Origin of the sequence: Flagellimonas eckloniae (assembly GCF_001413955.1) — a bacterium.
Lineage (GTDB): Bacteria > Bacteroidota > Bacteroidia > Flavobacteriales > Flavobacteriaceae > Flagellimonas > Flagellimonas eckloniae.
Map to the genome: position 1 here is coordinate 3,719,184 of NZ_LCTZ01000002.1, position 20,142 is coordinate 3,739,325.

Here is a 20,142-nt window from a genome sequence, read left to right on the forward strand (position 1 = left end):
TTTAAAATGTTACTTGTACCGAAGCAGCAAAAGTTCTAAAGACGGGGAACGAAAATTCATCTAACTTAAAAATAGGGCTACCACTTAAAGCTACTTCTGGATCAAATCCTGAATAATTTGTGAAAGTGTGTAAATTTCTACCAGAAAGAGTGAATTTCACACTTTCCAGAGGAATTTTAGGTCCAAATGTGTCACCGTCCAAGGTGTAGGACAATGAAATTTCACGAATCTTGGCAAAAGATGCGTCTTCAACAAAATAGTCAATTGGCGCACCGCCATTATAGATTGTAGAACTGGCGTTAGCATAAGACGATTGTTGTCCAGCTGCACCAAATGAATCGAGGTCACCATGTCTATCGTTGAAATATAAAAGTTGCTTAGTGTAGTTGTATACATCTCCTCCTATTTGCATATCAATTAATGCATAAAGGCTCAAGTTCTTATAAGTCCAAGTATTTTTGAAGCCCATAATGAAATCTGGATTTGTATCACCGAATACACCAACGGCAGCTTGGTTGTCATCAGGATTCCATTTGCGGATAGCTTGTTCACCACCTGCACTCACTAATCCAGATTGTCCTTCATTTGCCGTAACGATAACATGTCCAAATTCGTTTACAGAAAAATCTGATAATGGTAAGTTTAAGCCTTCATTGATTACTACACCATTTTGAACGGTTAAATCATCTAGGGATTGAGCTAGTGAATTACCAAACATTGCCCCAAACGGCTGCCCAGCTTCAACTCTAAATACATTAACGGCAGGATCGGCATCTACTGCAGCGGTAATTTGACCACCAAAGTTTATTATGTTTCTGTTGAAAGGTGCTACATCACCTAGATCCGTAATCATGTTATCGACGGCAGCAAATGTTACACCAAAATCCCATGAAAAATTATCGTTTTCTATCGGAGTTCCGGAAAAGGCTGCTTCCCAAGCTTCATACTCTGTGGAAGCTACATTTTGTCTTTGAACAGTACCTGGAACAGCTCCTGATAATGGAACAGTAAGGATAGCATCTTCGGTATTAGACTTCGCATACGTTAACGAAAGTTCCAATTTGTTTAAAATAGCTACATCTATACCAACTTCAAGCTCTTCTATAGTAGGGGACTGTAAGTTAGGATTACCAATTTGAAGTGGAGAAACATTTCCTTGGGTTACTGTAAAGGTTTCAAAAATATCACCAAAATTTGGACGAAGACCAGCTGTACCAAAAGAAGCTCTGAACTTTAACTCATCCAACCAATCTGCAGTGATATCTTCTCCTAAACGATATGCAAAAGAACCTCTGTAAAAGAATTGGTCTCTGTTTTCTTCTCCAAACAAAGAACTACGGTCTGTTCTGGCAAATGCCCCTATGATTATTTTGTCTTTCCAATCTAAATCCATTGAAAAGAACACATTTTGAGTTTTTTCCCTTGTTGCTCCAGAAGTAATCAAAATGTTTTCGGTAGCTTGTTGAAGTGTGGTCACTCCCTCAGTCAAGAAATTTGACCCTTGAGCAGTGGTAAATTCAGATTTTACATCTTCATGCAAGTAACGTAATGAACTTCTTAGATTAAAATCTCCAAAACTATTGTTGTAGTTTAATTGAGCAGCTGCATTTACACGAGCCCTAGAAGCTCTTAAATCAAAAATAAATCCGTTATCAACATTGGCATTGAATTGAGACCCTGAAATATAGCCTTTAGGAAAAAGGTTAGTAAACCTTTGACTACCACGATCCGTTGAAACCTGTGTGTCAAAAGTTAAATTGTCAGTAATCTTATACTTCAAATTAATAGCAGAGGTCAATCTATTGATTTGTAAATCTTGAGCTTGATTTCTTGACACATACAATGGGTTCTGATATTCATTTAAAAAACCATTTCCTTCGTAGAAAGGAACGAAGCTTCCATCAGCATTAGGAATGCTTAAATCCACAGTAGGATCTGCAGTCAATAAATTGAAAAATATATTATCGCCCTGACCTGATTGTTGTACTTCCTGACCAGTTCTCCGAACAACATAATTTGTCATATCCAATTGCAATCTATCACTCAAATCCACTTTGAAATTCAACCTTGCATTGGTCCTGATCAAAGGTTTAACACCATCTATTATCCCTGCAACCTCAGTTCTTTCCAAAGAAGTAAAGTAGGATACTTTATCAAGACGTTGTGATACACTGGCAGTAATCTGCTGATACGCTTGGGAAGTAATTAAGTTACCAACGTTATCAACTATCTGACCCGGCCAAGGATTGTCAAAAATACCATCTGGGTCTGGAACAATGGCACCACTGCTCACATCAAAATTTCCATTGGCATCCAACAATCTGTCGTGATTTCTAGCTACTGGGTATTGATTCTGCACGTTAGAAAAACCATTCTCGAAACGTAAAGTAACTCTTGGCTTTTCGGTAGTTCCTTGTTTTGTGATAATTTGGATAACCCCGTTACCCGCCAAAGAACCATATAAAGAAGATGCAGCAGCACCTTTAACAACTTCTATAGATTTGATATCCTGTGTACTGAATTCATTTAAGAAACCTTCAGTAATAATACCATCAACTATAATAAGTGGAGCTGTACTTCCTTCAATAGAACTAGCACCTCTTAATATTACTGCTGAGTTTCTTAAAGGGTTACCACCACCTTGTACAATTTGAGCACCGGCAACTTTACCAATAAGCGCTGAAGCAGCATCTGGTGTAGGTACAGACTGAACTCCAGTCACGGGAACCGTTTCAACCTTAAAAGCAAGTTTCTTTTTGGAAGTTCCCTGGGCAACCCCAGTTACAACAACTTCACCCAAGGCTTGTGCATCTTCCTGCATTTGTACATTAATAGTACTTGAGGCTCCTACAGTTCTTCTTTCATCTTTTTGCCCTATATAGGAAAAGAGTAGAATTTGACCTTCGGAAGCGTTGATGGAGTAGTTTCCATCGAAATCGGTTTGAGTACCATTTGTAGTACCTCCTACGACAATGTTAACTCCAGGTAATGGTAATCCGTCAGTATCAGTGACGTTACCTGAAATCGTTTTGTCTTGAGCAAATGAAATTTGCACAATTAACGCCATAAAAAGCGTTAACAATCCATTAAGTTTTGTTCTCATTTTGAAATTATTTGAATTAGCTAGGCGCTAAAATCATAATTTCATGTTAATAATCCAACTTTTTCTCTATAAAATTATGCGCGCATAATTTATTTTTCTGTTAAAAAGAGGGTGTATAAGTGAATTATCTTCAATATTTTAACAAATGACGATAATTTAACATCTAGACATCACAAAAGAGATTGCTAATTATTGATTTTTATAATCCTAAACGGTAAGAATATGTATGTGTTAAGTGTATGTTATGAAAATTTGGGCATTTTAGGCGTGGATTTTTACTCTCTTAGTAAGATGTGATATTTCTTTTTGTATTTAACAATTGTTGTTTAATGAATCCTATACCTTAATATATAGCAAGTTTTCTTTTCACTTTTTTGACTCTGGTTCGAGCTCCGGTTTTTTGTGTATTTTTCCATTAAAAGGATAAATGTTTAAGGGGGTAATTTTTTTAGCAAAAAATAGTCCCCCCTTATTTGAATTATTCCGAAATATCACTACATTTGCAGCCCTCAAAAAGAGGGTTGTTTACATTTTTAACAGAAATTTTAATGCCAACAATTTCACAATTAGTACGAAAAGGAAGAGTCACAATTACCAAGAAGAGTAAATCGGCTGCTTTGGATTCGTGTCCTCAAAGACGAGGGGTATGTACGCGTGTTTATACAACTACACCAAAAAAACCAAACTCTGCAATGCGTAAAGTTGCAAGGGTGAGGCTTACAAATGGTAAGGAAGTCAACGCATATATCCCTGGTGAAGGTCACAACCTCCAAGAGCACTCGATAGTATTGGTTAGAGGTGGTAGAGTAAAGGATTTGCCAGGAGTTAGATATCATATCGTCCGTGGTGCATTAGATACTGCAGGTGTTGCAGGTAGAACACAGCGAAGATCTAAATACGGTGCAAAACGTCCAAAAAAATAAGAAGAGATGAGAAAAAGACAGGCGAAGAAAAGACCGTTGTTGCCAGATCCAAGATTTAACGATCAATTGGTAACACGTTTTGTAAATATGATGATGTGGGATGGTAAGAAATCAGTTGCTTTCAAGGTTTTTTATGATGCAATTGATATCGTTGAAGAAAAAAATACTGACGAGGAAAAAACTGCTTTGGAGTTATGGAAAGATGCACTTTCCAATGTAATGCCACATGTTGAAGTAAGAAGTAGAAGAGTGGGTGGAGCTACATTTCAAATTCCAATGCAAATCCGTCCAGATAGAAAGATATCTACGGCAATGAAGTGGTTGATTAGTTATTCTAGAAAGCGTAACGAAAAATCCATGGCGCAAAAATTGGCTGCAGAAGTTTTGGCTGCTGCAAAAGAAGAAGGCGCGGCGGTTAAGAAAAGAGTAGATACTCACAAGATGGCGGAAGCCAATAAAGCATTCTCTCACTTTAGATTCTAGTTGGTAAAATGTCAAGAGATTTAAAATTCACAAGGAATATTGGTATTGCAGCGCATATCGATGCTGGAAAAACCACTACTACAGAACGTATTCTTTTTTATACAGGTGTAAGCCATAAAATAGGTGAGGTGCATGATGGTGCTGCAACTATGGATTGGATGGAGCAAGAGCAAGAGCGTGGTATCACCATTACCTCTGCTGCTACAACATGTACCTGGGAATTTCCTACGGAAAATGGAAAGCCCACTGCTGATGCAAAAGGATACCACTTTAATATTATAGATACTCCCGGACACGTTGATTTTACCGTTGAGGTGAATCGTTCATTACGTGTATTGGATGGTTTGGTTTTCTTGTTTAGTGCCGTTGATGGTGTTGAGCCACAATCAGAAACTAACTGGAGATTGGCCGATAACTATAAAGTTCCACGTATAGGATTTGTGAACAAAATGGACCGTCAAGGATCTAATTTCCTTATGGTTTGTAAGCAAGTTAAGACCATGCTTGGTTCTAATGCTGTGCCTATTGTTTTGCCAATTGGTGAAGAAGCTGATTTCAAAGGAATCGTTGATTTGGCAAAGAACAGAGCCATAGTTTGGCATGATGATAACTTCGGTTCAACGTTTGATGTTGTTGATATTCCTGAGGATATGAAAGCTGAAGTAAAGGAGTATAGAGCTGCTTTAATTGAGGCTGTTGCTGAGTATGATGAAGAGTTAATGGAGAAATTCTTCGAAGATGAAGATTCTATCACTGAAGAAGAAGTACATGCAGCGCTAAGAGCGGCAGTAATGGACAGAGCTATCATTCCTATGATTTGTGGTTCTTCATTTAAGAACAAGGGAGTTCAGTTTTTGTTAGATGCTGTTTGTCGTTACCTGCCATCACCTATAGATAAGGATGATATTGTAGGAACGGATCCTAATACGGGTAATGAAATCACTAGAAAACCTGATTCAAAAGAACCATTTTCAGCATTGGCTTTTAAAATTGCTACGGATCCATTCGTTGGTCGTTTGGCTTTCTTTAGGGCATATTCAGGTCGTTTGGATGCTGGTTCCTATATATTGAACAATCGTTCAGGTAAAAAAGAACGTATTTCACGTATTTATCAAATGCATTCCAATAAACAGAATGCTATTGATTATATCGAGGCTGGAGATATAGGTGCTGCAGTTGGATTTAAGGATATTAAGACTGGAGATACTATGTCTTCGGAAAAACATCCTATTATACTTGAGAGTATGGACTTCCCTGACCCTGTAATTGGTATCGCGGTTGAGCCTAAAACAAAGGCTGATGTAGATAAATTGGGTATGGCTTTGGCTAAATTAGCTGAAGAAGATCCTACATTCCAGGTTAAAACAGATGAAGCTTCAGGACAGACTATTATTTCTGGAATGGGAGAGCTTCACTTAGATATTATTGTTGACCGTTTACGTCGTGAGTTCAAAGTTGAGGTAAATCAAGGTGAGCCACAAGTTGAATACAAAGAAGCGCTTACCAAAATGGCGGCTCACAGAGAAACGTATAAGAAGCAATCTGGTGGACGTGGTAAGTTTGGTGATATTATATTTGAAATGAGTCCTGCGGATGAAGATTTCGAAGGAACTGGGCTACAATTCGTTGATGAAATCAAGGGTGGTCGTATTCCAAAAGAATTCATTCCATCGGTTGAGAAAGGATTTAAAGCTGCAATGAAAAACGGTCCATTGGCTGGATTTGAAATGGATACCATGAAGGTGGTATTGAAAGATGGATCATTCCACCCTGTGGATTCTGATGCACTTTCTTTCGAATTGGCTGCAAAAATGGGTTATAAGGCTGCTGGTAAAGCTGCTGGAGCCGTTATCATGGAACCAATCATGAAGATTGAGGTGCTTACACCTGAAGAAAACATGGGTGATATTGTGGGTGACCTTAACAGACGTAGAGGTACAATCAGTGATATGAGTGATAGAGCTGGTGCAAAAGTTGTAAAAGGTGAAGTACCATTATCAGAAATGTTCGGTTATGTAACATCATTGAGAACATTGTCCTCTGGTAGAGCTACTTCAACTATGGAATTCTCGCGTTATGCAGAAACTCCTAGCAATATTGCAGAAGAAGTTATTAAATCAGTAAAAGGAGTAACCGCTTAATTTTTCAGCAAGATGAGTCAAAAAATTAGAATAAAACTTAAATCTTACGATCATAATTTAGTGGACAAATCCGCTGAGAAGATTGTAAAAACAGTTAAGACAACAGGTGCTGTGGTTACGGGTCCAATTCCATTGCCAACGCACAAGAAAATATTTACAGTTTTGCGTTCACCACACGTGAACAAAAAATCAAGAGAGCAGTTCCAATTGAGTTCTTATAAGAGGTTATTGGATATTTACAGTTCTTCTTCAAAAACCATTGATGCTTTAATGAAATTAGAGCTTCCGAGTGGTGTAGAAGTCGAAATAAAAGTATAAATTTGCACGCCTTTTGAGAGAAAGGTGGACATGTCCGGAGCTGCGTGCGATGGAAAAACGGGAATAAGAAAAATATCTGGGTCACAGAATCTTTTTCTTTGACCCAATTTTTTTGCCAAGAAATTGGCGTAACAAAAAGTAAACAATTAATAATTAAATATATGTCTGGGTTAATAGGAAGAAAAATCGGTATGACCAGCATCTTCGACGAGAATGGAAAAAATATTCCATGTACCGTTATTGAAGCTGGACCATGCGTGATTACCCAAGTCAGAACCGAAGAGGTCGACGGGTACAGTGCCCTTCAGCTTGGTTTCGATGACAAGGCAGAAAAACGTGCAAACAAGGCCGAATTAGGCCATGCTAAAAAAGCAGGTGCTTCTCCTAAAAAGAAAGTCGTTGAGTTCCGGGATTTTGAAGGTGAATTTAAACTAGGAGATACTTTAAATGTAGAGCTTTTCACAGAAGGAGAGTTTGTTGATGTTATTGGTACATCAAAAGGTAAAGGTTTTCAAGGTGTTGTGAAAAGACACGGCTTTGCCGGTGTTGGTCAAGCAACCCACGGTCAACACAACAGATTAAGAGCCCCTGGTTCTATTGGTGCTGCTTCGTATCCTGCTAGAGTTTTCAAAGGAATGAAAATGGCCGGTAGAATGGGTGGTGAGAGGGTAACAGTTCAAAACTTGAGAGTATTGAAAGTGGTTCCTGAGAAAAACCTTATCGTAGTGAAGGGTGCGGTTCCAGGCCATAAGAATGCTTACGTAACAATTGAGAAGTAATGAAGGTTGCAGTTTTAGATATTAAAGGAAAAGAAACAGGAAGAAAGGTTGACCTTTCTAAAGATGTTTTCGCTATAGAACCTAATGAGCATGCCATCTATTTAGATGTTAAGCAATATTTAGCGCACCAAAGACAAGGTACTCACAAGGCAAAGGAGAGAGCTGAGATTGCGGGTAGTACAAGAAAGATCAAGAAACAAAAGGGAACGGGTACTGCAAGAGCAGGTAGTATTAAATCTCCTATTTTTAGAGGTGGTGGTAGAATTTTTGGTCCAAGACCAAAAGATTACACCCAAAAATTGAACAAGAATGTTAAGCGTTTGGCTCGTAAATCAGCCTTAACATTGAAGTCAAAAGACAAAGCTTTGCTTGTTGTTGAGGATTTCAATTTTGAAGCTCCAAAAACCAAGGATTTTAAAGCATTTTTAGCCTCTCTTGGAATAGAAAATAAAAAGTCTCTTATAGTGTTGGGCGATTCAAATAATAATGTATATTTGTCGTCGCGCAATTTGGAGCGTTCCGAAGTTATAACTAGTTCAGAATTAAGTACTTACAAGATAGTTAACGCTGGAAATGTAGTATTGACCGAAAGTGCTTTGGAGGGAATAGAATCGAACCTAAAGAAATAAGAAAATCATGAGTGTGTTGATAAAACCAATCATTACGGAAAAAATGACCGCTGACAGCGAGCTTTTCAATCGTTATGGTTTCTACGTTGCTCCAACGGCCAACAAGCTTCAAATTAAGGAAGCTGTTGAGGCTACTTATGGTGTTTCTGTGGAAAAGGTAAGAACCATGAACTATGGTCCAAATCGTAAGAGTCGTTATACAAAAACAGGAATCCAACACGGAAAGACAAATGCTTTGAAGAAAGCAATTGTTGACGTAGCGGAAGGTGATATTATTGATTTTTACAGTAATCTATAAAGACGAGAAATGTCAGTTAGAAAATTAAAACCGATAACCCCTGGACAGCGTTTTAGAGTAGTGAATGGATTTGACGCCATCACTACTGATAAGCCGGAGAAAAGCTTGCTTGCTCCGTTAAAAAAGTCAGGTGGTAGGAACAGTCAAGGAAAAATGACCATTCGCCATAGAGGTGGTGGGCATAAAAGAAGGTATCGTGTTATCGATTTCAAAAGAGATAAACAAGGAGTAGATGCTACTATTGTATCAATCCAGTACGATCCCAACAGAACTGCATTTATCGCTTTGATTGAATACAAAGATGGTGAAAAGAGATATGTGGTTGCCCAAAACGGAATGCAAGTAGGTCAGAAGATATCTTCTGGTTCAAAAGCTGCTCCAGAAATTGGAAATGCACTTCCATTAAGTGAAATTCCATTGGGTACTATTATTTCATGTATCGAATTAAGACCCGGTCAAGGAGCTGTTATGGCAAGAAGTGCAGGTACATTTGCGCAATTAATGGCAAAGGACGGAAAGTTTGTTACCATTAAATTGCCATCTGGAGAAACTCGTATGATTTTAGCCAATTGTTTGGCTACTATTGGAGCTGTTTCCAATTCTGACCACCAATTGTTAGTATCTGGTAAAGCAGGTAGAAGCAGATGGTTGGGCAGAAGACCAAGAACTAGACCAGTAGCCATGAACCCTGTTGATCACCCAATGGGTGGTGGTGAAGGAAGGGCTTCTGGAGGTCATCCAAGATCTAAGAACGGTATTCCAGCTAAAGGATTTAGAACACGTTCCAAGACTAAAGACACCAATAGATATATCATAGAACGTAGAAAGAAATAAAAGAAAAAGTAAATGGCACGTTCATTAAAAAAAGGACCTTACGTTCATCATAGTCTGGAAAAGAAAGTCCAGAACAATATAGATTCAGGTAAGAAATCGGTTATCAAAACATGGTCTAGAGCCTCAATGATAACACCTGATTTCGTAGGACAAACCATAGCTGTGCACAACGGGAGACAATTTGTTCCTGTGTATGTAACAGAAAACATGGTAGGTCACAAACTTGGAGAATTTTCACCTACACGATCTTTTAGAGGTCATGCAGGAGCTAAAAACAAAGGTAAAAAGTAAGTAAGCTATGGGAGTTCGTAAAAGACAAATGGCCGAAAGGTTAAAAGAAGAGAAAAAGCAACTTGCTATAGCCAAGTTGAACAATTGCCCAACTTCTCCAAGAAAAATGCGTTTGGTCGCTGACTTGATTAGAGGAAAACAGGTAGAAATGGCACTTGCAATTTTGAGGTTCAATCCTAAAGAAGCTTCAAGAAAGATAGAGAAATTGTTACTTTCTGCAATTGCTAACTGGGAAGCTAAAAATGAAGAGGCTAGTATTGAAGATGCTGACCTTATCGTTAAAGAAATTCGAGTGGATGGGGGAACTATGTTGAAAAGACTACGTCCTGCACCGCAAGGAAGAGCACATAGAATTAGAAAACGTTCCAACCATGTTACCATGATCTTGGAAGCTAATAACAACGTTCAAAGCTAGAGTATAATATGGGACAAAAGACCAATCCGATAGGAAATCGCTTAGGAATAATCAGAGGATGGGAATCCAACTGGTACGGCGGTAACGATTACGGCGATAAGCTGGCTGAGGATGATAAAATAAGAAAATATATCCACGCACGTTTGGCAAAAGCCAGTGTGTCTAGGGTAATTATTGAGAGAACCTTAAAATTGATCACTATTACCATTACTACGGCTAGACCTGGTATTATCATTGGTAAAGGTGGACAGGAGGTTGATAAACTTAAGGAAGAACTTAAGAAAATCACCAACAAAGAGGTTCAAATCAATATTCATGAGATAAAGAGACCTGAGCTTGATGCCAATTTGGTTGCTGCAAGTGTTGCAAGACAAATTGAAAGTAGAATTTCTTACAGAAGGGCTATTAAAATGGCTGTTGCGGCTGCAATCCGTATGAACGCGGAAGGTATCAAAATTCAGATTTCTGGACGTTTGAACGGTGCTGAAATGGCGCGTTCTGAGTCTTATAAGGAAGGAAGGATTCCATTATCAACTTTCCGTGCAGATGTAGATTATGCTTTACATGAAGCGCATACTACATATGGAAGACTGGGAATCAAGGTTTGGATTATGAAGGGTGAGGTTTATGGTAAGAGAGAGCTTTCCCCATTAGTAGGATTGTCCAAAGGTCAAGGAAAAGGCGACAAACGAGATGGTAAGAAGCCACAACGTCGTAGAAAGTAATAAGATAAAGTAAAGGTAAAATGTTACAGCCAAAAAGAACAAAATTTCGTAAAGCCCAGAAGGGGCGTATGAAAGGGAATTCCCAAAGAGGACACCAACTTTCCAATGGAATGTTCGGTATAAAGTCTTTGGATTCACACTTCATTACTTCCCGTCAGATAGAGGCTGCACGTATTGCTGCGACAAGGTATATGAAAAGGCAAGGTCAGTTGTGGATCAAGATATTCCCAGACAAGCCTATCACAAAAAAGCCTCTTGAAGTACGTATGGGTAAAGGTAAAGGTGCTCCAGAATATTGGGTAGCCGTTGTTAAGCCTGGAAGAATCATGTTTGAGGTAGCTGGTGTCCCTATGGACATCGCAAAGGAAGCTTTGAGACTTGCTGCGCAAAAACTGCCAGTGAAAACTAAGTTTATCGTAGCTAGGGATTATTCCGCTTAATTTTTAATTGGGAAGAAAGATGAAACAAGCAGAAATAAAAGAACTTTCAATTGAAGAGTTAAAGGAAAGGTTGACTGAGTTTAAAAAGCAACATGCAGATTTGAAAATTGCACACTCGGTTACACCATTGGAGAATCCTTTGCAGATTAGAAAAACAAGAAGGACGGTGGCAAGACTTGCAACAGAATTAACAAAAAGGGAATTACAATAATTGGTTCTGCCTTATGGAAGAAAAAAGAAATTTAAGAAAAGAGAGAATAGGGGTTGTTACCAGCAACAAAATGGAGAAATCTATTGTGGTTGCCGAGGTAAAGCGAGTTAAGCACCCTATGTACGGTAAGTTCGTTTTAAAGACCAAGAAGTATGTTGCCCATGACGAAAAGAATGATTGCAAAGAAGGCGATACTGTGAAAATAATGGAAACCAGACCATTGAGTAAGACTAAATGTTGGAGACTGGTTGAAATCCTTGAAAGAGCTAAATAATTATGTTACAGCAAGAATCTAGATTAAAGGTTGCGGACAATACAGGTGCAAAAGAAGTTTTGACCATCCGCGTACTTGGAGGAACAAAAAGAAGATATGCTTCATTAGGTGATAAGATTGTAGTTACCGTTAAGGAAGCTGCTCCCAATGGAACAGTAAAAAAAGGTTCTGTTTCTACAGCTGTTGTGGTTAGAACAAAGAAGGAAGTAAGAAGACCAGATGGTTCTTATATCCGTTTTGATGACAACGCTTGTGTTTTGCTGAATCCGACAGGAGAAATGAGAGGAACTAGGGTTTTTGGACCAGTTGCCAGAGAGCTTAGGGACAAACAGTTCATGAAGATTGTTTCACTAGCTCCAGAGGTGCTTTAAAAGAAATTTCAGAAAGATGAAGTTGAAAATAAAAACAGGGGATACGGTAAAAGTCATTGCGGGAGACCACAAAGGCACTGAGGGAAAAATACTTCAGGTTGACCGTGAAAAAAACAAGGCTATCGTGGAAGGTGTAAATACCGTTTCAAAACATGAGAAGCCAAGTGCTCAAAACCCTCAGGGAGGAATTGTAAAAAAGGAAGCCCCAATACATATTTCCAATCTATCGTTGATCGATCCAAAATCTGGTGAGACTACACGTGTAGGATATGAAGTAAGGGATGGAAAGAAAGTTAGGCTTGCCAAAAAATCCAATGAAGTAATTTAGTTATGAGTTACATTCCAAGATTAAAAACAGAATATAAAGAGCGTGTTGTTAAAGCACTATCTGACGAGTTTGGTTACAAAAATGTAATGCAAGTTCCTAAATTGGAAAAGATTGTAGTAAGCCGTGGAGTGGGAGCTGCAGTATCTGACAAGAAATTGATTGACCATGCTGTTGATGAATTGACCAATATTACTGGTCAAAAAGCAGTGTCTACGCTTTCTAAAAAGGATGTGGCTACCTTCAAATTGAGAAAAGGAATGCCAATTGGTGCCAAAGTAACCCTTAGAGGTGAAAGAATGTATGAGTTTTTAGATAGATTGATTACATCTGCGCTACCTAGGGTACGAGATTTTCAAGGCATAAAGGCTACTGGTTTTGACGGAAGAGGAAATTATAGCTTGGGTGTTACTGAGCAGATTATTTTTCCAGAGATCAATATCGATAAAATAAACAGAATTAACGGAATGGATATCACATTTGTTACTTCTGCCAGTACAGATAAAGAAGCAAAATCATTGTTAACCGAAATGGGATTACCCTTTAAAAAGAACTAGTATGGCTAAGGAATCAATGAAAGCCCGTGAGGTAAAAAGGGCAAAAACGGTAGCAAAATATGCTGAAAAGAGAAAAGCTTTAAAAGAAGCTGGTGATTATGAGGCTTTACAAAAGCTTCCTAAAAATGCGTCTCCAGTTCGTATGCGAAATCGTTGCAAATTAACAGGTAGACCAAGAGGGTATATGAGAACATTTGGTATATCTAGGGTAACTTTTAGGGAGATGGCCAATCAAGGTTTGATACCGGGAGTTAAAAAAGCAAGTTGGTAATTAGATAAAGAAAAGAAATGCTTACAGATCCAATTTCAGATTATTTGACCAGAATTAGAAATGCCAGTAGCGCAGGTCATAGGGTAGTGGATATTCCTGCTTCCAATCTAAAAAGACAGATTACCAAAATATTGTTCGATCAAGGATATATTTTGAGCTACAAGTTCGAGGATAACAAAGTTCAGGGAAACATAAAAATTGCCTTGAAGTATGATAAGTTTACGAAAGAACCTGTGATAAAAAAATTGCAGAGGGTAAGTAAGCCTGGACTTCGTAAATATGCAGGTTCAGAGGAGCTTCCAAGAGTTCTTAACGGATTGGGCGTTGCTATAGTTTCAACATCCCATGGTGTTATGACAAGCAAACAAGCAAAGCAAGATAACGTAGGTGGCGAAGTATTGTGCTACGTTTATTAATTGACTAAAGAGAAAAAAGATGTCTAGAATAGGTAACAATCCAATTACAATTCCAGAAGGTGTCACTGTAGAGGTGAACGAGAATGTAGTTACCGTTAAAGGTAAGTTGGGGGAGCTTTCCCAAGAATTTTCAGGAGTTGCAATAAAGGTTGAAGATGGAAGTGCTCATATTGCAAGACCTTCTGATTCTAAAGAACACAAAGCAAAGCATGGACTATATCGTTCCTTGGTATCTAATATGATAGAAGGAGTTGCTAAGGGATGGACCAAGGAATTGGAACTGGTAGGTGTAGGATATAGAGCAAGTAACCAAGGACAAAAATTGGATTTGGCTCTAGGTTTTTCACACAATATTGTACTGAATGTTGCTCCAGAAGTAAAGATTGAGACTATTTCCGAAAAAGGTAAAAACCCAATCGTAAAATTAATGTCTCATGACAAACAATTGGTAGGTCAGGTAGCAGCCAAGATAAGGGCATTCCGTAAGCCGGAGCCTTACAAAGGAAAAGGAATTAAGTTCGTAGGAGAACAATTAAGAAGAAAAGCAGGTAAATCAGCATAATTAGTAGCACTATGGGATTATCTAAGACAGAAAGAAAATTACGAATCAGAAGAAGAATACGAAAAGTGTCTTCTGGTACTGAAGCACGACCAAGGTTGTCTGTTTTCAGAAGTAATAAAGAGATATACGCTCAATTGATTGATGACAACAAAGGAGTTACTTTGGCTGCTGCATCATCAAGAGATAAAGGAGTAGAAGTGAAAGGAACTAAAACCGAAGTTGCCACCCAAGTTGGAAAAGCAATTGCAGAGAAGGCAATTAAGCTTGGTGTTGAAACTGTAGCTTTTGATAGAGGTGGAAATCTTTATCACGGTAGAGTTAAATCATTGGCCGAAGGCGCAAGGGAAGCAGGACTAAAATTCTAATAAGACTATGTACCAGAAATACAAAAACGTAGAAACAGTTAAGCCAGGTGGACTGGAGTTGAAAGATCGTTTGGTTGGTGTCCAAAGGGTTACCAAGGTTACCAAAGGTGGTAGAGCATTCGGTTTTTCGGCAATAGTTGTTGTTGGTGATGAGAATGGTGTGGTAGGACATGGTTTAGGAAAATCTAAAGAAGTTGCTACTGCTATTGCCAAGGCTATTGAAGACGCCAAAAAGAATTTGATAAGAATTCCTTTGAACAAAGGCACACTTCCCCATGAGCAGAAAGGAAAGTTTGGTGGCGCACGAGTATATATTCAGCCAGCATCTCATGGTACGGGAGTTATTGCAGGTGGTGCGGTTAGAGCAGTATTGGAAGCAGTGGGGGTACAGGATGTACTATCAAAATCACAAGGTTCTTCCAATCCGCATAATGTTGTTAAGGCGACTTTTGATGCGCTTTTACAATTGAGGGGAGCACAAACTGTAGCCAATCAAAGAGGTATTTCTTTGGAAAAAGTCTTTAAGGGATAAATAAGAGGATATTATGTCAAAGATTAAGGTTAAACAAGTAAAGAGCGCCATCAAGAGGACTCAAAACCAGAAAAGGACTTTAGAAGCCCTTGGTTTGCGCAAGATTGGGCATGTTGTTGAACACGATGCAACGCCTAATATCCTTGGAATGATTAATAAGGTAAAACACTTGGTTTCCACAGAGGAAGCTTAAAATATAAGGGTACATGGATTTACATAATCTTAAACCAGCAGAAGGCGCTGTTAACAGAGATGGAAAACGCTTAGGAAGAGGTCAAGCTTCTGGTAAAGGCGGAACTGCCGCAAGAGGTCATAAAGGTGCAAAGTCTAGGTCCGGATATTCCAAAAAGATTGGTTTTGAAGGTGGACAAATGCCTTTGCAACGTCGTGTTCCTAAATTTGGTTTTAAGAACATCAACAGAAAAGAATATCAAGGAATCAATTTGGGCAAATTGCAAGAATTGGTTGACAATGGAACTCTTAAAAAAGAAGTTACGTTGGATATTCTTGTTGAGAACAGATTGGCTGGCAAGAATGATTTGGTGAAAATTTTGGGAGATGGTGAATTAAAAGCACCTTTGAAAATTTCAGTACATAAATTTACTGCTTCTGCTAAAGCAGCGATTGAGGCCGCAGGAGGAGAGGCAATAAGTTTATAAGTAAAATAAGGCATGAAGAAATTTATTGAGACCATATCAAATATTTGGAAGATAGAAGAACTAAGACAACGAATTCTTGTTACCCTTGGTTTGCTTATAGTGTATCGTTTTGGTGCCCAAGTTGTCCTTCCAGGTATTGATACTTCCCAACTAGCGCAATTAAACAGTGCAGCTGGAGAGGGAATACTTGGCTTGCTTAATGCTTTTACAGGTGGAGCTTTTGCAAATGCTTCTGTATTTGCTTTGGGAATCATGCCATATATTTCTGCTTCTATTGTGGTGCAGTTGATGGGAATTGCAATTCCTTATCTACAAAAGCTACAGAAGGAAGGAGAAAGCGGTAGAAAAACTATCAACCAGATTACAAGATGGTTGACCATTGCAATCTGTATCGTTCAAGCCCCTGCTTATTTATTTGGTTTGGGTGCTCTTGGAGTTCCAGATAGCGCTTTTGTATTGGGAAAAGGTGCTGATTTCATTATTCCTGCCGTGATTATATTGGTTACCGGATGTGTATTTGCAATGTGGTTGGGAGAAAAGATTACGGATAAAGGAATCGGTAATGGTATTTCTTTGTTGATCATGATTGGTATTATAGCCACAATGCCTCAGTCTTTTGTTCAAGAATTTATTTCAAGAACAACTAACAATACTGGAGGTATTATGTTTATCCTTATTGAAGTTATTATTTGGTTCTTGGTAATATTGGCCAGTGTACTATTGGTAATGGCGGTAAGGCAGATTCCAGTTCAGTATGCACGAAGAACTGCATCTGGTGGTTATGAGAAAAACATTATGGGATCCAGACAATATATTCCATTAAAGTTGAATGCGTCTGGGGTAATGCCTATCATTTTTGCACAAGCAATTATGTTTGCGCCAAGTTTATTGGGTAAAACCTTTAATAATACAGCAGCGGGTCAGTGGATGGAGGTACAGTTTGCAGATATCTTCGGATTGGCTTACAATATATTGTTTGCTGTATTGATTATCATATTTACCTATTTCTATACGGCTATTACAGTTCCTACGAACAAAATGGCCGATGATTTAAAAAGAAGTGGAGGATTCATTCCTGGAATTAGACCAGGTAAGGAAACTGGGGATTTCTTGGACAAAATCATGTCATTGATAACCTTGCCAGGTTCTGTTTTCTTGGCACTATTGGCAGTTTTACCTGCTGTAGTTGTTAAGTTGATGGATGTGCAGGCAGGTTGGGCATTATTTTACGGAGGTACATCACTATTGATTATGGTGGGTGTTGCAATAGATACAGTACAACAGATAAATTCTTATTTGTTGAACAGACATTATGATGGTTTGATGAAAACCGGTAAAAATAGAAAAGTAGCATAATTTATGGCAAAACAGCCAGCAATAGAACAGGACGGAACTATAATTGAAGCATTGTCAAACGCAATGTTTAGAGTTGAATTAGAGAACGGTCATGTTGTTACGGCACATATTTCTGGGAAAATGCGGATGCATTATATAAAGTTACTTCCAGGAGACAAGGTGAAACTTGAAATGAGCCCATACGATTTAACAAAAGCAAGAATTACTTACAGATACTAATACGATGAAAGTTAGAGCATCAGTTAAGAAAAGAAGCGCCGACTGCAAGATAGTTCGCAGAAAAGGCAGATTATACGTAATCAACAAAAAGAATCCTAGATTTAAACAAAGACAAGGGTAATTATGGCAAGAATCGCAGGTGTAGATATACCAAAACAAAAGCGTGGAGTTATTTCACTTACCTACATTTACGGAATTGGTAAAAGTAGGGCAGAAGAGATTTTAGAGAAAGCCCAAGTAAACGAGGATACTAAAGTTTCTGACTGGAATGATGATGAAATAGGAAGAATCAGGGATGCTGTTTCTTCGTATACCATTGAAGGGGAACTTCGTTCAGAAACACAATTGAACATCAAGCGTTTGATGGATATTGGTTGTTACCGCGGAATTCGTCACAGATCCGGATTACCACTACGAGGTCAACGTACCAAGAACAACTCTAGGACAAGAAAAGGAAAAAGAAAAACGGTTGCCAACAAGAAAAAGGCAACTAAATAATAAGTAATAGTATGGCAAAGGCAACTACTAAAACAGCTAAAAAGCGCAAAGTAATTGTAGAATCTACTGGAGAGGCACACGTTACAGCTTCATTCAATAATATTATTATTTCCCTTACCAACAAAAAGGGAGATGTAATTTCTTGGTCATCTGCTGGTAAGTTGGGTTTTAGAGGTTCTAAAAAGAATACTCCCTATGCTGCCCAGGTAGCAGCCGAAGATTGTGCAAAAGTAGCACATGAAGCTGGCTTAAGAAAAGTAAAGGTATATGTGAAAGGACCTGGAAATGGTAGAGAATCTGCTATTCGTTCCATCCACAATGCCGGTATTGAGGTAACTGAGATAGTTGATGTTACCCCACTTCCACACAACGGTTGTAGACCACCCAAAAGAAGAAGAGTTTAATTAGTAATAAATCGGCCCAATATGGGTCTTCACGAAAGTGCTTTGTAGATTATCGAAGGATAAGCCTTAATTCATAATCGCACTTTCAAATTAAAAGAAGATGGCAAGATACACAGGACCAAAATCAAAAATCGCTAGAAAATTTGGAGAAGCGATTTTCGGAGACGACAAAGCCTTCGAAAAGAAAAGTTACCCTCCAGGACAACACGGTAATAACAGACGCCGTGGTAAGAAATCTGAATATGCAATCCAGTTGATGGAAAAGCAAAAAGCCAAGTATACCTATGGTATTTTGGAAAAGCAATTCAGAAATCTTTTTGATAAAGCAAACCGTAGCAAAGGAGTAACCGGTGAGGTTTTACTTCAACTATGTGAATCCCGTTTGGACAATGTAGTTTACAGAATGGGACTTTCTCCTACCAGAAGCGGTGCTAGACAATTAGTTTCGCACAGGCACATCATCGTAAATGGTGAAATCGTAAATATTCCTTCATACTCATTAAAACCAGGCGATGTTGTTGGAGTTAGGGAAAAATCTAAATCCGTTCAAGCAATCCAAAATTCCTTGGATAACAATAGTAGCGTTTACGAATGGATTACTTGGAACACAGAAAAGAAAGAAGGTTCTTTTGTGGCCATTCCAGAAAGATTGCAGATTCCTGAAAATATCAAGGAACAATTAATCGTCGAGTTATACTCTAAATAAAATCAACATTAATCCAATATGGCATTACTAAATTTTCAGAAGCCCGATAAAGTTATAATGATAGATTCAACAGATTTCGAAGGGAAGTTTGAATTCCGCCCTTTGGAACCTGGTTATGGATTAACAGTTGGAAATGCGTTACGAAGAGTTTTACTTTCCTCTTTGGAAGGTTTTGCAATTACTTCGGTACGTATAGATGGAGTTGAGCATGAGTTTTCTGTTATTCCTGGCGTTGTTGAAGACGTTACAGAAATGATATTGAACCTGAAGCAGGTTCGTTTTAAAAGACAGATTGATGATGTTGAGAGCGAAACAGTTTCTGTTTCAGTAAGTGGAAAAGAGCAATTGACCGCTGGAGATTTCCAAAAGTTCATTTCAGGGTACCAAGTTCTTAATCCAGATTTAGTTATCTGTAACATGGACCCTAAAGTAAGTATTAACCTTGAGGTTATTATTGAAAAAGGACGTGGATATGTTCCAGCTGAGGAAAACAAAAAATCCAATGCTCCATTGGGAAGCATTGCTGTTGATTCTGTTTACACTCCAGTAAAGAATGTAAAATACAGCATTGAGAACTTTAGGGTTGAACAAAAGACCGATTACGAAAAATTGGTTTTCGAAATCGTTACTGACGGTTCAATTCACCCAAAAGATGCGTTGACCGAAGCTGCTAAAGTTTTGATTCACCACTTCATGTTATTCTCTGATGAGCGTATTACATTAGAAGCTGATGAAATCGCACAGACTGAGACATACGATGAGGAATCATTACATATGCGTCAATTGTTGAAAACCAAATTGGTAGACATGGACTTGTCCGTAAGGGCATTGAACTGTCTTAAAGCTGCTGAAGTTGATACTTTGGGAGATTTGGTTTCTTTCAACAAAAATGATTTGATGAAGTTCAGAAACTTTGGTAAAAAATCATTGACCGAATTGGAAGAGTTGGTAATCAACAAAGGACTTCAGTTTGGAATGGATCTATCAAAATATAAATTGGACAAAGATTAAGTAATCATATTTTGCTCCTCGTGATT

The 20,142-nt window shown here is 38.3% G+C and carries 32 protein-coding genes; 31 read left to right on the forward strand and 1 reads right to left on the reverse strand.

All coding sequences use genetic code 11. The features are described from left to right. Nucleotide 1 precedes the first annotated feature (1 nt). Nucleotides 2-3,103, reverse strand: a complete 3,102-nt coding sequence (locus tag AAY42_RS16045; protein ID WP_055397035.1) for a SusC/RagA family TonB-linked outer membrane protein — start codon at nucleotides 3,101-3,103, stop codon at nucleotides 2-4. A gap of 548 nt (nucleotides 3,104-3,651) precedes the next feature. Here AAY42_RS16045 and rpsL point away from each other — a divergent pair. The 31 genes from rpsL (at nucleotide 3,652) to AAY42_RS16195 (ending at nucleotide 20,116) form a co-directional block, all read left to right on the forward strand. Then, nucleotides 3,652-4,026, forward strand: coding sequence for a 30S ribosomal protein S12 (gene rpsL, locus AAY42_RS16050; protein ID WP_031445118.1), 375 nt, complete (start codon nucleotides 3,652-3,654; stop codon nucleotides 4,024-4,026). Nucleotides 4,027-4,032: 6 nt separating this feature from the next. After that, the gene (gene rpsG, locus AAY42_RS16055; protein WP_055397037.1) at nucleotides 4,033-4,509 is read left to right on the forward strand and encodes a 30S ribosomal protein S7; all 477 of its coding nucleotides are present in this window, start codon (nucleotides 4,033-4,035) and stop codon (nucleotides 4,507-4,509) included. An 8-nt stretch (nucleotides 4,510-4,517) separates the two neighbouring features. Continuing rightward, nucleotides 4,518-6,650, forward strand: a complete 2,133-nt coding sequence (gene fusA, locus AAY42_RS16060; protein WP_055397039.1) for an elongation factor G — start codon at nucleotides 4,518-4,520, stop codon at nucleotides 6,648-6,650. A gap of 12 nt (nucleotides 6,651-6,662) precedes the next feature. Next, a complete protein-coding gene (gene rpsJ, locus AAY42_RS16065) occupies nucleotides 6,663-6,968 on the forward strand; it encodes a 30S ribosomal protein S10 (RefSeq protein ID WP_007094989.1) in 306 nt (101 codons plus the stop codon). A 161-nt stretch (nucleotides 6,969-7,129) separates the two neighbouring features. Beyond that, nucleotides 7,130-7,747, forward strand: coding sequence for a 50S ribosomal protein L3 (gene rplC / locus AAY42_RS16070; protein WP_055397999.1), 618 nt, complete (start codon nucleotides 7,130-7,132; stop codon nucleotides 7,745-7,747). Then, entirely contained in the window at nucleotides 7,747-8,376 is a 630-nt protein-coding gene (rplD, locus tag AAY42_RS16075; RefSeq protein ID WP_055397041.1) for a 50S ribosomal protein L4, read from the forward strand. The genes rplC and rplD overlap by 1 nt, the downstream gene beginning before the upstream one ends. A 7-nt stretch (nucleotides 8,377-8,383) precedes the next feature. Continuing rightward, complete coding sequence (gene rplW, locus AAY42_RS16080) at nucleotides 8,384-8,674, forward strand: 50S ribosomal protein L23 (RefSeq protein WP_055397043.1); 291 nt, start codon at nucleotides 8,384-8,386, stop codon at nucleotides 8,672-8,674. Nucleotides 8,675-8,683: 9 nt separating this feature from the next. Further along, nucleotides 8,684-9,508, forward strand: coding sequence for a 50S ribosomal protein L2 (rplB, locus tag AAY42_RS16085; RefSeq protein ID WP_055397045.1), 825 nt, complete (start codon nucleotides 8,684-8,686; stop codon nucleotides 9,506-9,508). A 12-nt stretch (nucleotides 9,509-9,520) separates the two neighbouring features. Further along, nucleotides 9,521-9,799 carry a 30S ribosomal protein S19 gene (gene rpsS, locus AAY42_RS16090; RefSeq protein WP_055397047.1) on the forward strand — a complete coding sequence of 93 codons (279 nt, stop codon included), beginning with the start codon at nucleotides 9,521-9,523 and terminating at the stop codon, nucleotides 9,797-9,799. Between the two features lie 7 nt (nucleotides 9,800-9,806). Continuing rightward, entirely contained in the window at nucleotides 9,807-10,214 is a 408-nt protein-coding gene (rplV, locus tag AAY42_RS16095) for a 50S ribosomal protein L22 (protein WP_055397049.1), read from the forward strand. Nucleotides 10,215-10,222: 8 nt separating this feature from the next. Then, nucleotides 10,223-10,939 (forward strand): 30S ribosomal protein S3, encoded by a 717-nt coding sequence (gene rpsC, locus AAY42_RS16100; protein ID WP_055397051.1) that lies wholly within the window; start codon nucleotides 10,223-10,225, stop codon nucleotides 10,937-10,939. A gap of 20 nt (nucleotides 10,940-10,959) precedes the next feature. Further along, a complete protein-coding gene (rplP, locus tag AAY42_RS16105; RefSeq protein ID WP_055397052.1) occupies nucleotides 10,960-11,379 on the forward strand; it encodes a 50S ribosomal protein L16 in 420 nt (139 codons plus the stop codon). 19 nt (nucleotides 11,380-11,398) lie between these two features. Continuing rightward, the gene (gene rpmC, locus AAY42_RS16110; RefSeq protein ID WP_055397055.1) at nucleotides 11,399-11,590 is read left to right on the forward strand and encodes a 50S ribosomal protein L29; all 192 of its coding nucleotides are present in this window, start codon (nucleotides 11,399-11,401) and stop codon (nucleotides 11,588-11,590) included. Nucleotides 11,591-11,603: 13 nt separating this feature from the next. After that, entirely contained in the window at nucleotides 11,604-11,864 is a 261-nt protein-coding gene (gene rpsQ, locus AAY42_RS16115) for a 30S ribosomal protein S17 (RefSeq protein ID WP_055397057.1), read from the forward strand. A gap of 2 nt (nucleotides 11,865-11,866) precedes the next feature. Continuing rightward, nucleotides 11,867-12,235 (forward strand): 50S ribosomal protein L14, encoded by a 369-nt coding sequence (gene rplN / locus AAY42_RS16120; protein WP_055397059.1) that lies wholly within the window; start codon nucleotides 11,867-11,869, stop codon nucleotides 12,233-12,235. Nucleotides 12,236-12,251: 16 nt separating this feature from the next. Continuing rightward, on the forward strand, nucleotides 12,252-12,563 hold the full coding sequence (rplX, locus tag AAY42_RS16125; protein WP_055397061.1) for a 50S ribosomal protein L24: 312 nt from the start codon (nucleotides 12,252-12,254) through the stop codon (nucleotides 12,561-12,563). 2 nt (nucleotides 12,564-12,565) lie between these two features. Next, entirely contained in the window at nucleotides 12,566-13,117 is a 552-nt protein-coding gene (gene rplE, locus AAY42_RS16130; protein ID WP_055397063.1) for a 50S ribosomal protein L5, read from the forward strand. 1 nt (nucleotide 13,118) lies between these two features. Next, a complete protein-coding gene (gene rpsN / locus AAY42_RS16135) occupies nucleotides 13,119-13,388 on the forward strand; it encodes a 30S ribosomal protein S14 (RefSeq protein ID WP_055397065.1) in 270 nt (89 codons plus the stop codon). Between the two features lie 17 nt (nucleotides 13,389-13,405). After that, the gene (rpsH, locus tag AAY42_RS16140) at nucleotides 13,406-13,804 is read left to right on the forward strand and encodes a 30S ribosomal protein S8 (RefSeq protein WP_055397067.1); all 399 of its coding nucleotides are present in this window, start codon (nucleotides 13,406-13,408) and stop codon (nucleotides 13,802-13,804) included. 19 nt (nucleotides 13,805-13,823) lie between these two features. Further along, the gene (rplF, locus tag AAY42_RS16145) at nucleotides 13,824-14,366 is read left to right on the forward strand and encodes a 50S ribosomal protein L6 (protein ID WP_055397069.1); all 543 of its coding nucleotides are present in this window, start codon (nucleotides 13,824-13,826) and stop codon (nucleotides 14,364-14,366) included. 11 nt (nucleotides 14,367-14,377) lie between these two features. Then, a complete protein-coding gene (gene rplR, locus AAY42_RS16150) occupies nucleotides 14,378-14,731 on the forward strand; it encodes a 50S ribosomal protein L18 (protein WP_055397071.1) in 354 nt (117 codons plus the stop codon). Between the two features lie 7 nt (nucleotides 14,732-14,738). After that, nucleotides 14,739-15,263 carry a 30S ribosomal protein S5 gene (rpsE, locus tag AAY42_RS16155; protein WP_055397073.1) on the forward strand — a complete coding sequence of 175 codons (525 nt, stop codon included), beginning with the start codon at nucleotides 14,739-14,741 and terminating at the stop codon, nucleotides 15,261-15,263. A 13-nt stretch (nucleotides 15,264-15,276) separates the two neighbouring features. Then, nucleotides 15,277-15,456: a 50S ribosomal protein L30 gene (rpmD, locus tag AAY42_RS16160; RefSeq protein ID WP_055397075.1), complete on the forward strand. Its 180-nt coding sequence runs from the start codon at nucleotides 15,277-15,279 to the stop codon at nucleotides 15,454-15,456. A 13-nt stretch (nucleotides 15,457-15,469) separates the two neighbouring features. Beyond that, nucleotides 15,470-15,922 carry a 50S ribosomal protein L15 gene (gene rplO, locus AAY42_RS16165; protein ID WP_055397077.1) on the forward strand — a complete coding sequence of 151 codons (453 nt, stop codon included), beginning with the start codon at nucleotides 15,470-15,472 and terminating at the stop codon, nucleotides 15,920-15,922. A gap of 12 nt (nucleotides 15,923-15,934) precedes the next feature. Then, nucleotides 15,935-17,278 (forward strand): preprotein translocase subunit SecY, encoded by a 1,344-nt coding sequence (gene secY, locus AAY42_RS16170; protein ID WP_055397079.1) that lies wholly within the window; start codon nucleotides 15,935-15,937, stop codon nucleotides 17,276-17,278. Between the two features lie 3 nt (nucleotides 17,279-17,281). Next, complete coding sequence (gene infA, locus AAY42_RS16175; protein WP_014031991.1) at nucleotides 17,282-17,497, forward strand: translation initiation factor IF-1; 216 nt, start codon at nucleotides 17,282-17,284, stop codon at nucleotides 17,495-17,497. Nucleotides 17,498-17,501: 4 nt separating this feature from the next. Then, nucleotides 17,502-17,618, forward strand: coding sequence for a type B 50S ribosomal protein L36 (gene ykgO / locus AAY42_RS17990; protein ID WP_013305171.1), 117 nt, complete (start codon nucleotides 17,502-17,504; stop codon nucleotides 17,616-17,618). A gap of 2 nt (nucleotides 17,619-17,620) precedes the next feature. Then, nucleotides 17,621-17,995 carry a 30S ribosomal protein S13 gene (gene rpsM / locus AAY42_RS16180; RefSeq protein ID WP_055397081.1) on the forward strand — a complete coding sequence of 125 codons (375 nt, stop codon included), beginning with the start codon at nucleotides 17,621-17,623 and terminating at the stop codon, nucleotides 17,993-17,995. Nucleotides 17,996-18,006: 11 nt separating this feature from the next. Further along, on the forward strand, nucleotides 18,007-18,399 hold the full coding sequence (gene rpsK, locus AAY42_RS16185; RefSeq protein ID WP_055397083.1) for a 30S ribosomal protein S11: 393 nt from the start codon (nucleotides 18,007-18,009) through the stop codon (nucleotides 18,397-18,399). A gap of 100 nt (nucleotides 18,400-18,499) precedes the next feature. Further along, the gene (gene rpsD, locus AAY42_RS16190) at nucleotides 18,500-19,105 is read left to right on the forward strand and encodes a 30S ribosomal protein S4 (RefSeq protein WP_055397085.1); all 606 of its coding nucleotides are present in this window, start codon (nucleotides 18,500-18,502) and stop codon (nucleotides 19,103-19,105) included. An 18-nt stretch (nucleotides 19,106-19,123) separates the two neighbouring features. Continuing rightward, entirely contained in the window at nucleotides 19,124-20,116 is a 993-nt protein-coding gene (locus AAY42_RS16195; protein ID WP_055397087.1) for a DNA-directed RNA polymerase subunit alpha, read from the forward strand. Nucleotides 20,117-20,142 lie beyond the last annotated feature (26 nt).

Excerpts from the sequence above, each read along its gene's own strand:
- AAY42_RS16045 (WP_055397035.1), bottom strand. The coding sequence starts at position 3,103 with ATGAGAACAAAACTTAATGGATTGTTAACGCTTTTTATGGCGTTAATT.
- rpsL (WP_031445118.1), top strand. The coding sequence starts at position 3,652 with ATGCCAACAATTTCACAATTAGTACGAAAAGGAAGAGTCACAATTACC.
- rpsG (WP_055397037.1), top strand. The coding sequence starts at position 4,033 with ATGAGAAAAAGACAGGCGAAGAAAAGACCGTTGTTGCCAGATCCAAGA.
- fusA (WP_055397039.1), top strand. The coding sequence starts at position 4,518 with ATGTCAAGAGATTTAAAATTCACAAGGAATATTGGTATTGCAGCGCAT.
- rpsJ (WP_007094989.1), top strand. The coding sequence starts at position 6,663 with ATGAGTCAAAAAATTAGAATAAAACTTAAATCTTACGATCATAATTTA.
- rplC (WP_055397999.1), top strand. The coding sequence starts at position 7,130 with ATGTCTGGGTTAATAGGAAGAAAAATCGGTATGACCAGCATCTTCGAC.
- rplD (WP_055397041.1), top strand. The coding sequence starts at position 7,747 with ATGAAGGTTGCAGTTTTAGATATTAAAGGAAAAGAAACAGGAAGAAAG.
- rplW (WP_055397043.1), top strand. The coding sequence starts at position 8,384 with ATGAGTGTGTTGATAAAACCAATCATTACGGAAAAAATGACCGCTGAC.
- rplB (WP_055397045.1), top strand. The coding sequence starts at position 8,684 with ATGTCAGTTAGAAAATTAAAACCGATAACCCCTGGACAGCGTTTTAGA.
- rpsS (WP_055397047.1), top strand. The coding sequence starts at position 9,521 with ATGGCACGTTCATTAAAAAAAGGACCTTACGTTCATCATAGTCTGGAA.
- rplV (WP_055397049.1), top strand. The coding sequence starts at position 9,807 with ATGGGAGTTCGTAAAAGACAAATGGCCGAAAGGTTAAAAGAAGAGAAA.
- rpsC (WP_055397051.1), top strand. The coding sequence starts at position 10,223 with ATGGGACAAAAGACCAATCCGATAGGAAATCGCTTAGGAATAATCAGA.
- rplP (WP_055397052.1), top strand. The coding sequence starts at position 10,960 with ATGTTACAGCCAAAAAGAACAAAATTTCGTAAAGCCCAGAAGGGGCGT.
- rpmC (WP_055397055.1), top strand. The coding sequence starts at position 11,399 with ATGAAACAAGCAGAAATAAAAGAACTTTCAATTGAAGAGTTAAAGGAA.
- rpsQ (WP_055397057.1), top strand. The coding sequence starts at position 11,604 with ATGGAAGAAAAAAGAAATTTAAGAAAAGAGAGAATAGGGGTTGTTACC.
- rplN (WP_055397059.1), top strand. The coding sequence starts at position 11,867 with ATGTTACAGCAAGAATCTAGATTAAAGGTTGCGGACAATACAGGTGCA.
- rplX (WP_055397061.1), top strand. The coding sequence starts at position 12,252 with ATGAAGTTGAAAATAAAAACAGGGGATACGGTAAAAGTCATTGCGGGA.
- rplE (WP_055397063.1), top strand. The coding sequence starts at position 12,566 with ATGAGTTACATTCCAAGATTAAAAACAGAATATAAAGAGCGTGTTGTT.
- rpsN (WP_055397065.1), top strand. The coding sequence starts at position 13,119 with ATGGCTAAGGAATCAATGAAAGCCCGTGAGGTAAAAAGGGCAAAAACG.
- rpsH (WP_055397067.1), top strand. The coding sequence starts at position 13,406 with ATGCTTACAGATCCAATTTCAGATTATTTGACCAGAATTAGAAATGCC.
- rplF (WP_055397069.1), top strand. The coding sequence starts at position 13,824 with ATGTCTAGAATAGGTAACAATCCAATTACAATTCCAGAAGGTGTCACT.
- rplR (WP_055397071.1), top strand. The coding sequence starts at position 14,378 with ATGGGATTATCTAAGACAGAAAGAAAATTACGAATCAGAAGAAGAATA.
- rpsE (WP_055397073.1), top strand. The coding sequence starts at position 14,739 with ATGTACCAGAAATACAAAAACGTAGAAACAGTTAAGCCAGGTGGACTG.
- rpmD (WP_055397075.1), top strand. The coding sequence starts at position 15,277 with ATGTCAAAGATTAAGGTTAAACAAGTAAAGAGCGCCATCAAGAGGACT.
- rplO (WP_055397077.1), top strand. The coding sequence starts at position 15,470 with ATGGATTTACATAATCTTAAACCAGCAGAAGGCGCTGTTAACAGAGAT.
- secY (WP_055397079.1), top strand. The coding sequence starts at position 15,935 with ATGAAGAAATTTATTGAGACCATATCAAATATTTGGAAGATAGAAGAA.
- infA (WP_014031991.1), top strand. The coding sequence starts at position 17,282 with ATGGCAAAACAGCCAGCAATAGAACAGGACGGAACTATAATTGAAGCA.
- ykgO (WP_013305171.1), top strand. The coding sequence starts at position 17,502 with ATGAAAGTTAGAGCATCAGTTAAGAAAAGAAGCGCCGACTGCAAGATA.
- rpsM (WP_055397081.1), top strand. The coding sequence starts at position 17,621 with ATGGCAAGAATCGCAGGTGTAGATATACCAAAACAAAAGCGTGGAGTT.
- rpsK (WP_055397083.1), top strand. The coding sequence starts at position 18,007 with ATGGCAAAGGCAACTACTAAAACAGCTAAAAAGCGCAAAGTAATTGTA.
- rpsD (WP_055397085.1), top strand. The coding sequence starts at position 18,500 with ATGGCAAGATACACAGGACCAAAATCAAAAATCGCTAGAAAATTTGGA.
- AAY42_RS16195 (WP_055397087.1), top strand. The coding sequence starts at position 19,124 with ATGGCATTACTAAATTTTCAGAAGCCCGATAAAGTTATAATGATAGAT.